This is a genomic window from Rhizobacter sp. SG703, assembly GCF_012275445.1.
Classification (GTDB): Bacteria; Pseudomonadota; Gammaproteobacteria; order Burkholderiales; family Burkholderiaceae_C; genus Rhizobacter.
Genome location: NZ_JAAZQK010000005.1, coordinates 25487 through 38637, shown reverse-complemented (window position 1 = coordinate 38637; position 13151 = coordinate 25487). Strand labels below are relative to the sequence as shown.

At 69.6% G+C, this 13151-nt stretch carries 12 protein-coding genes; all 12 read right to left on the bottom strand.

Features of this window, described 5'->3' with window-relative positions; translation table 11 throughout:
- Window positions 1–7: 7 nt before the first annotated feature.
- Window positions 8–469, bottom strand: a complete 462-nt coding sequence (locus FHT26_RS10920) for a GNAT family N-acetyltransferase (RefSeq protein WP_168560173.1) — start codon at window positions 467–469, stop codon at window positions 8–10.
- Between the two features lie 15 nt (window positions 470–484).
- Window positions 485–1039 (bottom strand): DUF1697 domain-containing protein, encoded by a 555-nt coding sequence (locus tag FHT26_RS10915; protein ID WP_168560172.1) that lies wholly within the window; start codon window positions 1037–1039, stop codon window positions 485–487.
- Window positions 1040–1075: 36 nt separating this feature from the next.
- Complete coding sequence (locus FHT26_RS10910; RefSeq protein ID WP_168560171.1) at window positions 1076–2083, bottom strand: 2-dehydropantoate 2-reductase; 1008 nt, start codon at window positions 2081–2083, stop codon at window positions 1076–1078.
- A gap of 10 nt (window positions 2084–2093) precedes the next feature.
- Complete coding sequence (locus FHT26_RS10905) at window positions 2094–3614, bottom strand: tripartite tricarboxylate transporter permease (RefSeq protein ID WP_168560170.1); 1521 nt, start codon at window positions 3612–3614, stop codon at window positions 2094–2096.
- Between the two features lie 45 nt (window positions 3615–3659).
- Window positions 3660–4157, bottom strand: a complete 498-nt coding sequence (locus tag FHT26_RS10900) for a tripartite tricarboxylate transporter TctB family protein (RefSeq protein ID WP_168560169.1) — start codon at window positions 4155–4157, stop codon at window positions 3660–3662.
- 16 nt (window positions 4158–4173) lie between these two features.
- Window positions 4174–5178 (bottom strand): Bug family tripartite tricarboxylate transporter substrate binding protein, encoded by a 1005-nt coding sequence (locus FHT26_RS10895; protein WP_490362782.1) that lies wholly within the window; start codon window positions 5176–5178, stop codon window positions 4174–4176.
- A gap of 141 nt (window positions 5179–5319) precedes the next feature.
- On the bottom strand, window positions 5320–6843 hold the full coding sequence (locus FHT26_RS10890; RefSeq protein WP_168560168.1) for an acyl--CoA ligase: 1524 nt from the start codon (window positions 6841–6843) through the stop codon (window positions 5320–5322).
- 349 nt (window positions 6844–7192) lie between these two features.
- Entirely contained in the window at window positions 7193–7834 is a 642-nt protein-coding gene (locus tag FHT26_RS10885; RefSeq protein WP_168560167.1) for a peroxiredoxin, read from the bottom strand.
- Window positions 7835–7870: 36 nt separating this feature from the next.
- Complete coding sequence (locus FHT26_RS10880; protein ID WP_168560166.1) at window positions 7871–8482, bottom strand: RBBP9/YdeN family alpha/beta hydrolase; 612 nt, start codon at window positions 8480–8482, stop codon at window positions 7871–7873.
- 22 nt (window positions 8483–8504) lie between these two features.
- Window positions 8505–8723 (bottom strand): TOBE domain-containing protein, encoded by a 219-nt coding sequence (locus FHT26_RS10875; protein WP_168560165.1) that lies wholly within the window; start codon window positions 8721–8723, stop codon window positions 8505–8507.
- 232 nt (window positions 8724–8955) lie between these two features.
- Complete coding sequence (locus tag FHT26_RS10870; RefSeq protein WP_168560164.1) at window positions 8956–10737, bottom strand: carbohydrate-binding protein; 1782 nt, start codon at window positions 10735–10737, stop codon at window positions 8956–8958.
- 265 nt (window positions 10738–11002) lie between these two features.
- Entirely contained in the window at window positions 11003–13135 is a 2133-nt protein-coding gene (locus tag FHT26_RS10865; protein ID WP_168560163.1) for a glycoside hydrolase family 52 protein, read from the bottom strand.
- Between the last annotated feature and the right edge of the window lie 16 nt (window positions 13136–13151).

Genomic DNA, 13151 nt, shown 5'->3' with positions numbered 1-13151 from the left:
CGGGTGGTCACAGCATCTTGCGGTAGATCTGGAAGCCGGTTTTCTCTGCGACCTGGTCGTAGAGCTTCATCGCGGTCGCGTTGGTCTCGTGCGTCATCCAGTAGACGCGGCCGGCGCCACCGGCGCGGGCGCGCTCGTACACGCCGTCGATCAGCGCCCGGCCGACGCCGCGGCCGCGCGCGGCCACCGTCGTGAACAGGTCCTGCAGGTAGCAGGTCGGCCCGAGCAGCGTCGTGCTGCGGTGGAACAGGTAGTGCGTCAGGCCCAGCAGCTCGCTGCCGCGCGCGGCCACCAGCGCATGCACCGGCTCGTAGGCGTCGAAGAAGCGCGACCAGGTGGCCCGCGTGATCTCGTCGGGCAGCGCGGTGGCGCCCTCGCGGCCGTAGAACGCGTTGTAGCCGTCCCACAGCGGCTTCCACGCGGCGAAGTCGTCGCGCGCGACGGGGCGGATCGTGAAGTCGGGTTTCATGGCAGCGAGCCCAGGTCAGTCGGCGGACGCGGCGCGGTGCTTGCGCACCAGCCGCACAAGGGTGTTCCAGGCGCGCGTCGTCAGCGGCGAGCCGAGGCGCTTCTCGAGGAAGGCGTTCGGGCTGCCCGGCGAGGCGCCGAGCTTGCGGCTGACGCTCAGCACCTCGCCCGGTGTCAGCGCGATCAGCTCGACGTTGCCGTTCGCCGACGCGAGCGGCAGCGTCGGCGGCGTCACGTCCGGCGAATGCAGGAAGGACACGCAGAACTCGTAGACGCTCGCGCGGTCGATGCCGGCGAACGGGTCAGTGTCGACCAGCGCAGCGAGGTAGTCGACGCTGCGCACAAAGGCGGGCTCCTTCAAACCGCAGCGGGTGTCCAGCAGCACCCGCGCCCGGTCGAACACCTGCTGCGCCGCCGCCGCGGACGGCGCGGCATAGACCAGCGTGCCGTTGGTCAGCAGCGACGCGGCGGCGTCGGCACCGGCATCGAGGAACGCAGCTTCGAGTTGCAGCTTCGTCGGGCAGTTCGTCCGCCCGAGGTTCAGGTTGCGGAAGAAGACAGCGAGGTCCATGCCATCGTCACGCCGGGCGGGTCCAGGCTTCGCGTCTCAGGCGGGCGAGATCGCGAGCTTGCCGGCGTGTTGCGCCAGCGTCTGCGCCAGCAACCCGGCCACCGCATGGATCGCCTCGATGTTCGGCGCCGGCGTCTGCGTGATCTGCGCGAGCTCGACCACCGAGCCCACCAGCGCCTGCAGCTCCAGCGCGCGGCCGTGTTCCACGTCCTGCAGCATCGAGGTCTTGTGCGCGCCCACCGCTTCGGCACCGGCGATGCGCTTGTCCAGCGAGACCTTGAACTCCACGCCGAGCTTCTCGCCGATCGCCTGCGCCTCGGTCATCATGCGCGCCGCGAGCTGCCGGGTCGCCGGGAAGCGGCAGATGTCCTGCAGCGTCGCATGGGTCAGCGCGCTGATCGGGTTGAAGCTCAGGTTGCCCCACAGCTTGACCCAGATCTCGCCGCGGATGTCTTTCGAGATGGGCGACTTGAAGCCGGCGCGCATCAGCGCCTGCGACAGCGCCTCGATGCGCTCGCTGCGCGAGCCGTCGAGCTCGCCGAGCGTGAAGCGGTTGCCTTCGACCACCCGCACGACGCCCGGCTCGACCAGTTCCGACGCCGGATAGACGACGCTGCCGATCACCCGCTCGGCTTCGATGTGCGCGCCGATCAGGCCGCCGGGGTCGACGCTCTCGAGCGAGCGGCCTTCGTACGGGCCGGCCAGCTTGTGGAAGTACCACCACGGCAGCCCGTTGATCATCGTGACCACCAGCGTGTGCGGACCGAACAGCTCGCGCAGCTCGGGCAGCACGTCCTTCACCTGGTGGGCCTTCAGCGTCAGCAGTACCACGTCCTGCGGGCCGGCCTCGGCCATGCGCTGCACGGCGCGCAGGTTGCGCGCGACCTGCTCGCGGCCGTCTTCCTCGATCAGCCTGAAGCCGTTCGCGTTGATGGCCGCCAGGTTGCGGTTGCGGGCGATGAAGGTGACCTCTTCGCCGGCCAGTGCCAGCCGGGCCCCCAGGTAGCCGCCGATGGCACCGGCGCCGACGATCGCGAATTTCAAGGCAGTCCTTTCAAGGATGGTCTCCGACCGGCGCGGATTCGCGCGTGCGCGCCCAGCCACGCGCCCGCTGCACCGCTGGCCACAGCAGGATCACCAGCGCCAGCGCGGTGATGCCGCCGACCAGCGGGTTCGACCAGAAGATCGAGAGTTTGCCCTGAGACGCGAGCATCGACTGCCGGAAGCTCGCCTCGGCCATGTCGCCCAGCACCAGCGCCAGTACCATCGGCGCGAGCGGGTAGCGCAGCTTCTTGAAGACGTAGCCGACGACGCCGAACACCAGCATCATCGCCACGTCGAACATCGCGCTGTGCACGGTGTACGCGCCGATCGCGCAGATCACGATGATCACCGGCGCGATCACCGAGAACGGGATGCGCAGGATCGCCGCCCACCACGGCACCGTCGTCAGCACGACGATCAGCCCGACCAGGTTGCCGAGGTACATCGACGCGATCAGCCCCCAGACGAAGTCCTTCTGCTCGACGAACAGCATCGGCCCCGGCTGCAGCCCCCAGATCAGCAGGCCGCCGAGCAGCACCGCCGCGGTCGGCGAGCCGGGGATGCCGAGCGTCAGCATCGGCAGCAGCGCCGAGGTGCCGGCCGCATGCGCCGCGGTCTCGGGCGCGATCACGCCCTGGATCTGCCCCTTGCCGAAGCCCTGCGGGTCGTCGGACATGCGGCGCGCCATGCCATAGCTCATGAACGAGGCCGGCGTCGCGCCGCCCGGCGTGATGCCCATCCAGCAGCCGATCGCGGTCGAGCGCAGGAAAGTCTTCCAGTGCCGCGCCAGCTCGCCCCAGGTCTGCCACACCACCTTGAAGTCGATCTTCGCGCTCTTGCCCTTGAAGGCCAGGCCTTCTTCCATCGTCAGCAGGATCTCGCCGATGCCGAACAGCCCGATCACCGCGATCAGGAAGTCGAAGCCCTTCAGCAGCTCGGGCACGCCGAAGGTCATGCGCAGGTTGCCGGTCACGCTGTCCATGCCGACCGCGGCGAGCGCGAAGCCGAGCATCATCGACGCGATGGTCTTGGCCGGCGGCTCCTTGCTGGTGCCGACGAAGCTGCAGAAGGTGAGCAGCTGCACCGCGAAGAACTCCGGCGGGCCGAACTTCAGCGCGAACTTCGCGAGCAGCGGCGCGAGGAAGGTGATCAGCAGCACCGCGAACAGCGCGCCGACGAACGACGAGGTGAACGCCGCGGTGAGCGCCTGCGCCGCCTTGCCCTGCTGCGCCATCGGGTAGCCGTCGAAGGTGGTGGCCACCGACCACGGTTCGCCGGGAATGTTGAACAGGATCGACGTGATCGCCCCGCCGAACAGCGCACCCCAGTAGATGCACGACAGCATGATGATGGCCGACGTCGGGTTCATCGAGAAGGTCAGCGGCAGCAGGATCGCGACGCCGTTGGCGCCGCCGAGTCCCGGCAGCACGCCGATCAGCACGCCCAGCGTCAGCCCGATCAGCATGAAGCCGAGGTTGGGCAGCGTGAGGGCCACGCCGAAGCCGTGCATCAGGTTGGTGATTTCTTCCATGCGCTCTCTCCCTGTGGGTTCTTGTGTGCGCCGGCGGAGGAACTTCTACAGCCCGAGAAGATGCTCGATCGGCCCCTTCGGCAAGGGCACGAGGAACCACTTCTCGAACACCGCGAACAGCAGCAGCGGCACGCCGACCGACACCGCCACGGTCAGCGGCCAGCGGTACTGGCCGTGCCGGCGCATGAAGTAGCCGATCAGCAGCGCCGACGCGAGGTAGATGCCGAGTCCCCAGATCAGCGCGACGTACGCGACCATCGGCAGCAGCACCGCGACCACGCTGCGCAGCTGCGCGCGCTCGGCGAACGGCGGGTCGGGCTGGCGCCAGCGCCGCAGCTCGCCGACCACGATCGCGAGGCTCGCCGCCAGCAGCAGCCCGCCGATGTAGAACGGAAAGTAGCCGGCGCGCGGGCCGTCGTCGGCCCAGCCGATGCCCACGCGCAGGCTGTCGCCGATCACCACCAGCGCGATCGCGGCCAGCACGCCGGCCATGCCGAGTTCCGGGCCGCGCTTGCCGACCGGTTCGGATTCAGGTTCGCTCATGCATCGCCTCGTCGGGTCATTGCGCCAGGAAGCCGGCCTGCTTCATCAGCTCGCGGTGCATCTGCTCGTTCTTGCCGAGCCAGTCGACATACTCCGCACCGCTCATGAAGGTCTGCTTGAACGCACCCTTGTCCATGAAGTCCTTCCACTCCGGCAGCGCGCGCAGCTTCTTGAACAGGTCGACGTAGAACGCCACCTGGTCCGGCGTCACGCCCGGCGGCATGAAGATGCCGCGCAGCATCAGGTAGTCGACCGGCACGCCGGCCGACGCGCAGGTCGGGATGTCGTTCCAGCTCTGCGTCGGCGTCAGCTTGCTGCTGTACGGCAGCTTGTCCTTGTCCATCACGCACAGCGCGCGCAGCTTGCCGGCGCGCCAGTGCGATTCGGCCTCGATCGGGTTGTTGACCGTCGAGTCGACGTGCTTGCCCACCAGCTGCACCGCGACATCGCCGCCGCCCTTGTACGGGATGTAGGTGAGCTTCCTGCCGACGGCCTTTTCCAGCATCGCGGTGATGATCTGGTCTTCCTGCTTCGAGCCGGTGCCGCCCATCTTGAAGCTGTTGGCCGGCTGCGCCTTGATCGCGTCGATGTACTCCTTCGCGGTCTTGTACGGCGACTCGGCATTGACCCACAGCACGAACTCGTCCTGCGCGAGCATCGCCACCGGCGTCAGGTCGCGCCAGTTGAACGGCACGCCGGTCGCGAGCGGCGTCGTGTACAGGTTCGACAGCGTGATGACGATCTTGTGCGCGTCGCCCTTCGCACCCTTCACGTCGAGGAAACCCTCGGCGCCGGCACCGCCCGCCTTGTTGACGACGATGATCGGCTGCTTCATCAGGTTGTTCTTCGCGACCACGCCCTGGATGAAGCGGGCCATCTGGTCGGCCCCGCCGCCGGTGCCGGCCGGCACCACGAACTCCACCGGCTTGGCCGGTTCCCAGGCCTGCGCCGCACCGCCCACGCTGGCCGCACACAGCGCCGTCGCGGCCGCCACCCACTGCTTGAACTGCTGGTACTTCAAGATCGCTCCTTGTGGTTGTCACGCTGGGAGGTGATCACCCCCCGGGGTCCGTCGGTGTCGTTCTTGTGGGTGCGGCCGCCAACGTCCTCACGGACGCCGACCGCGGGCGACCGGCAGGGTTCGCCCGGGAAGAAAACGGTGTCAGCCGAGCCCGAGCTTCTGCGCCAGGCCGATGCGCTGCAGCTTGCCGGTGGCGCCTTTCGGGATCTCGTCCATGAAGAGGATCTTCTTCGGCACCTTGTAGTCGGCGGCGCGCGTCGCGACGAAGGCCTGCAGCTCGCGTTCGGTCGCGGGCTGGCCTTCGCGCAGCACGACGACCGCAGCGACCTCTTCGCCGAGCTTGGGGTGCGGCATGCCGAAGCACACCACCTGCGCGACGGCCGGGTGGTCCATCAGGATCTCGTCGACCTCGCGCGGGCTGACCTTCTCGCCGCCGCGGTTGATGATTTCCTTCAGCCGCCCGGTCAGGCTGATGTAGCCGTCGGCGTCCATCGTGCCCTGGTCGCCGGTGCGGAACCAGCCGTTGGTGAAGCCCTCGGCGTTCGCCTTCGGGTTGTTCTCGTAGCCGCGCGTCACGTTGGCGCCGCGGATCACGATCTCGCCGATGCCGCCGGCCGGCAGCAGGCTGCCGTCCTCGCCCATGATGGCCACCTCGGGCCCGGCCGCGAGGCCTACCGCGCCGGGCTTGCGGGCCGCCGGCGGCAGCGGGTTCGACGCCATCTGGTGGGTGGCCTCGGTCATGCCGTAGGCCTCGATCAGCGGGGCGCCGAACACCTCTTCGAGCTCGCGGATCACCTGCGGCGGCATCGACGACGACGACGAGCGCAGGAAGCGCAGCGGATGGCGTTTGATCACGTCGGCGTTCTTGGCGGCGCGCGACAGGATGGCCTGGTGCATCGTCGGCACCGCCGTGTACCAGGTGGGCTTGGCTTCGTCCATCCAGCCGAAGAACTTCAGCGCGTTGAAGCCCGGCGTGCAGAACACCTGCGAGCCGGCCGACAGCGGCGCGAGCACGCCGGCGATCAGGCCGTGGATGTGGAACAGCGGCATGATGTTCAGCCCGCGGTCGGCCGCGGTGAACGCGAGCGTGCGGCGGATGTTGCCGGCCGATGCGCACAGGTTGCGTTGCGACAGCGGCACGATCTTCGGGCGCGAGGTGGTGCCGGAGGTGTGCAGCACCATCGAGACGTCGTCGGGCTCGGCCCAGGCGGGTTGCGCGACCGACGCCGCGATGGCGCCGTCGCGCGGTTCCAGCACGAAGCTGCCGGCGGCGGCACCGTCGTGGACGACCAGGTCGATCACGCGCACGCCGAGCTTCGCGGCCACGCCGATCGCCGGCGAGACGCTGCCGCGCTCGACGACCAGCGCCTTCGCGTTCAGGTCGGACAGGTAGAACTCGAATTCGTCGGCGCGGTAGGCCGGGTTCAGCGGCGCGCTGGTCACGCCGCAGGCGCAGGCGACGAAGCAGGTTGCCATCTCGGGGCCGTTGTTCAGCACGATGGCCACGCGGTCGTTGCGCCCGATGCCCAGGCCGTTCAGCCGCGCAAGGGTTTCGGCGATCAGTCGGCGCAGTTCGCGGTGGCGCAATGGCGGCCGGTCGGGAGCGGAGACGGCGACGTCATCATCGACGCCGGTGGCAAGCAGATCCTTCAAGCTGTCGGACATCGGTGCCTCGCTAGATGGGAACGAGGCCGCGCGTCGACGACGCACGCCCCCCAACGTGGTGTGTTTCTACTTGTTGTCGGAGGCGAGTGTGCCGCACGAACCCGGCGACTGGCAAGAACGGGGGTTCCCCGATCAGTGCGGGCGGGTGTCGAGGGCCGTCATGCTTGTGAGGGGGCAGCGGAGCTGTCTGTCCAGGGGCGCGCGCAAACCCCACCCGTTCGCCCTGAGCACGGACTGAGCTTGTCGAAGGCCCGTCCGTCGAAGGGTGGGTGCCCCGGCACGAGGGCTTCGACAGGCTCGGCCCGAACGGCTTTCCTTGCCAGCGCGGGCCTTCCTCGGCCCTCCCCGGTCAAGGCTTGTTGGGCTGCGGCGTCAGGCGCAAGTAAGGGGTGATGGCCGTGTACCCCTTCGGGAACTTCTTCCTGATCAGCTCCGGGTCCTGCAGCGACGGCACGATCACGACGTCGTCGCCGTCCTTCCAGTTGCCCGGTGTCGCGACGCTGTGCGAATCGGTCAGCTGCAGCGAATCGATCACCCGCAGGATCTCGTCGAAGTTGCGGCCGGTGCTGGCCGGGTAGGTGATCGTCAGGCGGATCTTCTTCGCCGGGTCGATCACGAACAGCGAGCGCACGGTGGCGGTGGTGCTGGCGTTCGGATGGATCAGGTCGTACAGCTCGGCCACCTTGCGGTCGGCGTCGGCCAGGATCGGGAAATTGACGATCGTCTTCTGCGTCGTGTTGATGTCGTGGATCCACTTCGTGTGCGAGTCGACCGGGTCGACGCTCAGCGCGATGGCCTTCACGTTGCGCTTCGTGAACTCGTCCTTCAGCCTGGCCGTCAGGCCGAGCTCGGTGGTGCACACCGGCGTGAAGTCGGCCGGGTGCGAGAACAGCACGCCCCAGCTGTCGCCGAGCCACTGGTGAAAGCGGATCGGGCCGTCGGACGATTGCTGTTCGAAGTCGGGGGCGATGTCGCCCAGTCGCAAGCTCATGGAGTTCTCCTGATGATGGAACGAAGCGTGGTCGGGTCAGACGGCGAACGAGAACTCGTGCAGCGCGGCACGTTCCGGCCGCCGCGATTGCTCGACGCGGTGGATCAGGAACTCGGTCAGCTTCTTCGCCGCCGGCAGCGGGCCGAAGCCCGCCTCGGCATTGATGTGGCCGGCATCGCCCAGGTTCACGAAGCCGCTGCCCCAGGCCTGGGCGAACGATTCCGCGCTCGACGCGCTCATCCACGGGTCGGTGTCGCTCGCGAGCAGCGTGGCCGGCAGCCGCAGCCGCTGGCGCAGCGGCTGGTCGTCGAGCCCGAAGCGCGCCGGATCGGCCGGCGCCACCAGCAGCGCGGCGCGCACGCCGTGGGCGCTGCGCCCGCAGGTCGACAGCAGGTGTTGCGCCAGCGCCAGGCAGCCGAAGCTGTGCGCCACCGCGACCCACGCGCCGAGCGGCTCGGCGGCCAGCGTCTCTCCGATGCGCGCGGCCCAGGCCGCGAGGTCGGCGGTGTTCCAGTCGTGCTGCTCGACGCGCACCGCGCGGCGGGACTGCCGCAAGTGCCCCTGCAGCCAGCTCTGCCAATGCGCCGGGCCGCTGCCGCGCAGCCCGGGGATCACCAGCACCCGCACCGGGCTGCCCTGGAATGCCATCGCGGTCTCCTTCACGGTCGGGTCAGAGCGTCGCGATCGACACCTCGGTCGACTTGACCAGCGCGATCACGTCCTTGCCGACCGCGAGCCTCAGCTCCTTGACCGACCGCGTCGTGATCACCGACGTGACGATCAGGCCGGATGGCGTCTCGACGTCGATCTCGGAGACGACCGGCCCTTCGATGATTTCCTTGACCTTGCCGCGGAACTGGTTGCGCACGTTGATGGCGGTGATGCTCATGAATGTCCTCGGGGTGAGAGTGAGCATCGATGATGGGCACGCGGCCCGGTGCCCGCAACGAATGAAACCGGATCAGGTCATGCGGATAGCGAATTTGGGTGCGCCATGAAAAAAGCGCCCTCCCCCGAAGGGAGAAGGCGCTTGAGGATCCAGCTACGCCCGTGGATCCGGCTCTGCCGATCCACCAGGCGGCGCCCCTTGGGGGCAGGAGCGCAGCGACTGGGGGCCCTGTTTACTTCCAGTCAGCCGATTGCAGCAAGGGGTCGACCGGCAGGCCGAAGCTGTTGCCGACCTTCTGCCCCACCGTGCCCGGCGCTGCCAGTGCGGCGCTGCCGCACGAGCCGCTGGCCGGCTTGATGATGGCCCACAGCATCGCGCCGTCGCGGGGGTTCTTGTTCGACGCCGTGCTGTTCAGCACCGCCGCGGTGTAGCGCTGCACCGAGTACGGCAGGTTCAGCGTCGCGCCGTACTGGTCCTGCAGGATGCGCGAGCCTTCGCACTGCGCGTCGCCGTCGTTGATGACCAGCTGGCCGCCGCTCCAGCCTTCCGGCGCCGGCTCGAAGCCGATCGACACGATGGTCTTCGACGGGTAGAGGCTGCGGTACTGGTTGTACGCGACCACGCCGTCGAAGTGCTCGTAGCGGGCGTCGTAGCTCATCACGTTGACCAAGTCCAGCATCGCCGCGGTGGCCGGGTACTTCAGCACCACGCCGCGCTCGCGCCCGGCGTTGCCGCCCCAGTACGACATCTTGCCCGCGCAGCGCGAGTCGGCCGTGGTGCCCGAGGTGCAGTCCGCGCCGCTCGACCAGCCGGCCAGCGTCAGCACGCGGCCGCCGCCTGCGATGTCCACTGCGCGGCGCAATGCCTTGATCGCGTTGGCGTAGCGGTCCACGTCGCCGTCGACCTCGTAGTCGACATCGAGGCCGTCGAAGCCCATCTCCGTCTGGATCTTCGCGAGCGCGTTGATGATCGGGCCGCTGCCGGCCGCGCCTTCGGCCGCGATCGGACCCCAGTTGTTGTAGGTCGCGCCGCCGACCGCCAGGATGATCTTCAGGTTGCGCTTGTGCAGTACGTCGATCGCGGCCTTGATGTCGCGCGGGGTGGCATTGAAGTTGATGCCGGTGCCCGAGAAGCTGTTGGTCGCGATGCCGGCCCACGAGAAGTTCGGGTCGGCGAACGAGGCCATCACGTGCGTGTAGGTGGCCGGCACGCGCGCCAGCTTGCTGGCGGTGTAGACCTCGGCCGCGCTCTTGCCGGTGGCGTCGAACCAGTTGTCGCTCCAGCTCGGGTAGTAGCCGACGTAGACGCGCTTGCTCTGGTTCGCCGACAGCGCGCCGGCCGGCAGGTCGCCTGCCGGGGCGGGAGCCGGTGCCGGTGCCGGAGCAGGCGCGGGGGCCGGTGCGGGTGCAGGCGACGGCGCGGGGGCCGGTGCCGGCGCCGGGGCATTGCTGCAGTTGCCGGTCGGCGTCCACGGCTGGCCGCTGCCGACCGGGCCGCTGTTGGTCGACGGGTTGTTGCCCTGCGTCCACCAGTTGGCCTTGTAGTTCACGCCGTTGACGCTGACGACCGCGCCGCCGTTGTACGCGGTGCTGGCCGACCAGGGCATCGCGCAGGTGCCGGGAGCCGGGGCGGGCGACGGGCTCGGCGCGGGGGCAGGTGCCGGAGCGGGCGCCGGAGCGGGCGCCGGAGCGGGCGCCGGCGCCGGGGCGGGCGCGCTGCCGCCGGTCGGCGACCACAGCGTCGGCGTCGCGGCCGGGTTCCAGTTGGTGCCGGCCCAGGCGGTGTGGGTCACCAGCGCGACATACAACGCGCCGTTGTAGCTGACGATGGTCCCGGCGGTGTAGGTCACGCCTTCCTGCCAGGCCGGGGCCGTCGCGGCCTGGGCCAGCAGCAGGCCGTCGAACGATGCCTGCGCGGCCACCGCCGCCGTCGCCGGCTGCAGGCTGGCGGCCTGCACCTGCGACCACAAGCCGCCGATGGCCACGGCCACCACGGTCATTCCCACGCTCTTCATGATCTGTCCCTTTCAGTGTTGTGACGACGAAGCACTGAGGGAATTCTCGAAGGCACCTTCACCGGCGGCGAGCGATGTCTTGCAACAAGATGCGAGCGCTTTCAGAGCGACGCGAATGGTGGCTCCAGACGCCAAGCCGGTGCCATCGGATGCCAATGCAAGGCATCAACAGGTATTAGATTGGTTATGTACCGGTCTGCTTTGGTATTCTTCCTGTCGCACAGCTTACGTTTGGTTTCAAACAAGGCGGCCGGCGTGAACCCGGTCAACCCTGGGGCGCACGCTCGGTCAGCCAGATCTGGCTGCTGACGCCGCGTGGGTAGTACTTGGCGGCGAACACCAGCCCGTTCTTCACCTGCTCGCTCCAGCAGTGCACGCTGAGGTCCGGGTGCAGCTGCCAGGCGGCATGGGCTTCGTCGGCACGCATGCCGACCGTGCCGAGCGGCATCTGCAGGATCTCGCGGGCGACGAACTGGCAGACGTAGGCCTTGGCCGGGAAGGTGTTGTCGCTGCGCGAGGTGATGCGCCAGCCGCCGTCGGCGAACAGGCAGGTGTCTTCGCGCAGCACGTGCTGGCCGACGTGCCGCTTCAGCGCGGCGAGGTACGGCGCGTACTCGCCGTCCGCCGCCAGCGCGTCGCGGCAGCCGGCGAACCACGGGTAGGCCAGCGCCTCGATCACCGGCAGGATCACCGCGTCGTCGTCGGGCGCTTCCAGCAGCGCCGGGATCAGCCCGTCCGGCCGGGCCGCCGCGGCGACGGTCGCCGCGGCGCGCCGGGCCTGCGCATGGGCTCGTTCGGCCAGCGCCGGCCGGTCGAGCTGCGTGAACAGCCGCTGCAGGACGACGTACGCCGCCCAGGCCTTGCCGGCGATGTAGGTGTTGCCGGCGGCCTGGCCGAGCGACGGGTCGAGGCAGTCGTAGGTGGTGATCTCGCGCCCGCCCTCGCAGCGACTGCTGTCGGCGCGCGGCACGCCGTTGCGCAGCGCCGGCTCCGGGTGGTCGCGGCGCTCCAGGCTCTGCAGGCAGCGCTCCAGCAGCGCGGCATGGCGCCGTGCCCACGCGAGGTCGCGACCCTGGTGCGCATACAGCCCGGCGCACAGCGTCCAGTTCAGCAGCTCCTCGGTCGTCATCTGCGAGAAGCAGCCGGTCAGCCCGGCACGCTCGTAGGCCGAGCGGCCGGGCGGCGAGAAGATGCCGTCGACGCCCATGTCGTGCGTGAAGCTGACGCCGCCCGGGTGCGTCGCGTCGCTGCCGGCGAAGCGCAGCTCGTCGTCGTAGGCGTAGCCGGCGGCGTACTGGTCGAGCACGTTGCGGATCGTCCACGGGTGGTGCAGGCCTTCGTACAGCGAATGGTCGGCCACCAGGTCGAGCGTGTTCAACATGTTGTACTCGCCCTCGTTGACGACCCACAGCGCGCGGCCGTCGCGCTCGAGCAGCTGGGTCGAGTACAGGTACGAGCGGGTCGCGTGCGCCACCGTGAAGCGCTGCGCCGCCGACAGCGCGCTGGCCGCGAGCCGCGCATCGGCGGCCCGGCAGGCCTGCACCGCCTCGTCGAAGTCCGACAGCGCGAAACGCGCGACCGACTCCACCGAATCGAACCAGCGGTTGTAGAGCTGGCGGGTCGCGATGCCGCCGGTGATGACGCCGGCCCGGTGGAAGCAGAACGCGAAGCGCAGCGTGCGGCGCTCGCCGGCCGGCACCTCGGCGCAGACCAGACCCCAGCCGCCCAGCATCGACCCGCGGTTGCTCGGGTGCCGGTCGCCCAGCACCGCCAGCGGGTCGAAGCCGATGCCCGACCAGGCGTCGGGCGCGTCGGTCGCGAAGCCCTGTTCGAGCCCGTCGCCGATGCCGATCCCGTCGGCACGCTCCCCGAGCACCAGGTGGCGCAGCCCGCGCAGCGGATCGATGCCCGACAGCCCCACCGCGACCCGCCGTGCGCGCGTGCCGGCCCGGTTGTCGACCTCGATCTCGGCGCGCACCGCCGGCACGAAGGCGCGCATCGCGTCCAGCGGCGCGCAGGCGTCCGGATCGGGCAGCGCGCGCACCGGCGAGTACAGCGTGAAGCGCAGGTCGCCGGCCTGCCAGCGGTCGGTGGCCAGCGAGAACTCGCGCTGCACCTCGTCGGGTTCGAACAGCCGCGCGCCGAGGCCCGATGCGCCGAGGTGGGCGTCGCCCTGGTCGCTGACGAAGCGCTGCCGCTCGGCGTCGTCGGGCGGCTCGCAGAACGGCAGCGTCTCGAACAGGCCGGGCTGCTGCGCCGATTCGAGCGCCACCAGCACCGACTGGCCGGGCGCGCCGCACAGCTCCAGGTCCATGCCGCCGCGGGCGCCGGGAAAGCCGAGCGTCAGGCTGGCGTGGGCGCCGACCGGCGCATGCTGGGTGTTGAAGAAGCGATTCATGCGCAATCCCGGTGTA

Coding starts and splice junctions, on each gene's coding strand:
- FHT26_RS10920 (WP_168560173.1), bottom strand. CDS start 469: ATGAAACCCGACTTCACGATCCGCCCCGTCGCGCGCGACGACTTCGCC.
- FHT26_RS10915 (WP_168560172.1), bottom strand. CDS start 1,039: ATGGACCTCGCTGTCTTCTTCCGCAACCTGAACCTCGGGCGGACGAAC.
- FHT26_RS10905 (WP_168560170.1), bottom strand. CDS start 3,614: ATGGAAGAAATCACCAACCTGATGCACGGCTTCGGCGTGGCCCTCACG.
- FHT26_RS10900 (WP_168560169.1), bottom strand. CDS start 4,157: ATGAGCGAACCTGAATCCGAACCGGTCGGCAAGCGCGGCCCGGAACTC.
- FHT26_RS10890 (WP_168560168.1), bottom strand. CDS start 6,843: ATGTCCGACAGCTTGAAGGATCTGCTTGCCACCGGCGTCGATGATGAC.
- FHT26_RS10885 (WP_168560167.1), bottom strand. CDS start 7,834: ATGAGCTTGCGACTGGGCGACATCGCCCCCGACTTCGAACAGCAATCG.
- FHT26_RS10880 (WP_168560166.1), bottom strand. CDS start 8,482: ATGGCATTCCAGGGCAGCCCGGTGCGGGTGCTGGTGATCCCCGGGCTG.
- FHT26_RS10875 (WP_168560165.1), bottom strand. CDS start 8,723: ATGAGCATCACCGCCATCAACGTGCGCAACCAGTTCCGCGGCAAGGTC.
- FHT26_RS10870 (WP_168560164.1), bottom strand. CDS start 10,737: ATGAAGAGCGTGGGAATGACCGTGGTGGCCGTGGCCATCGGCGGCTTG.
- FHT26_RS10865 (WP_168560163.1), bottom strand. CDS start 13,135: ATGAATCGCTTCTTCAACACCCAGCATGCGCCGGTCGGCGCCCACGCC.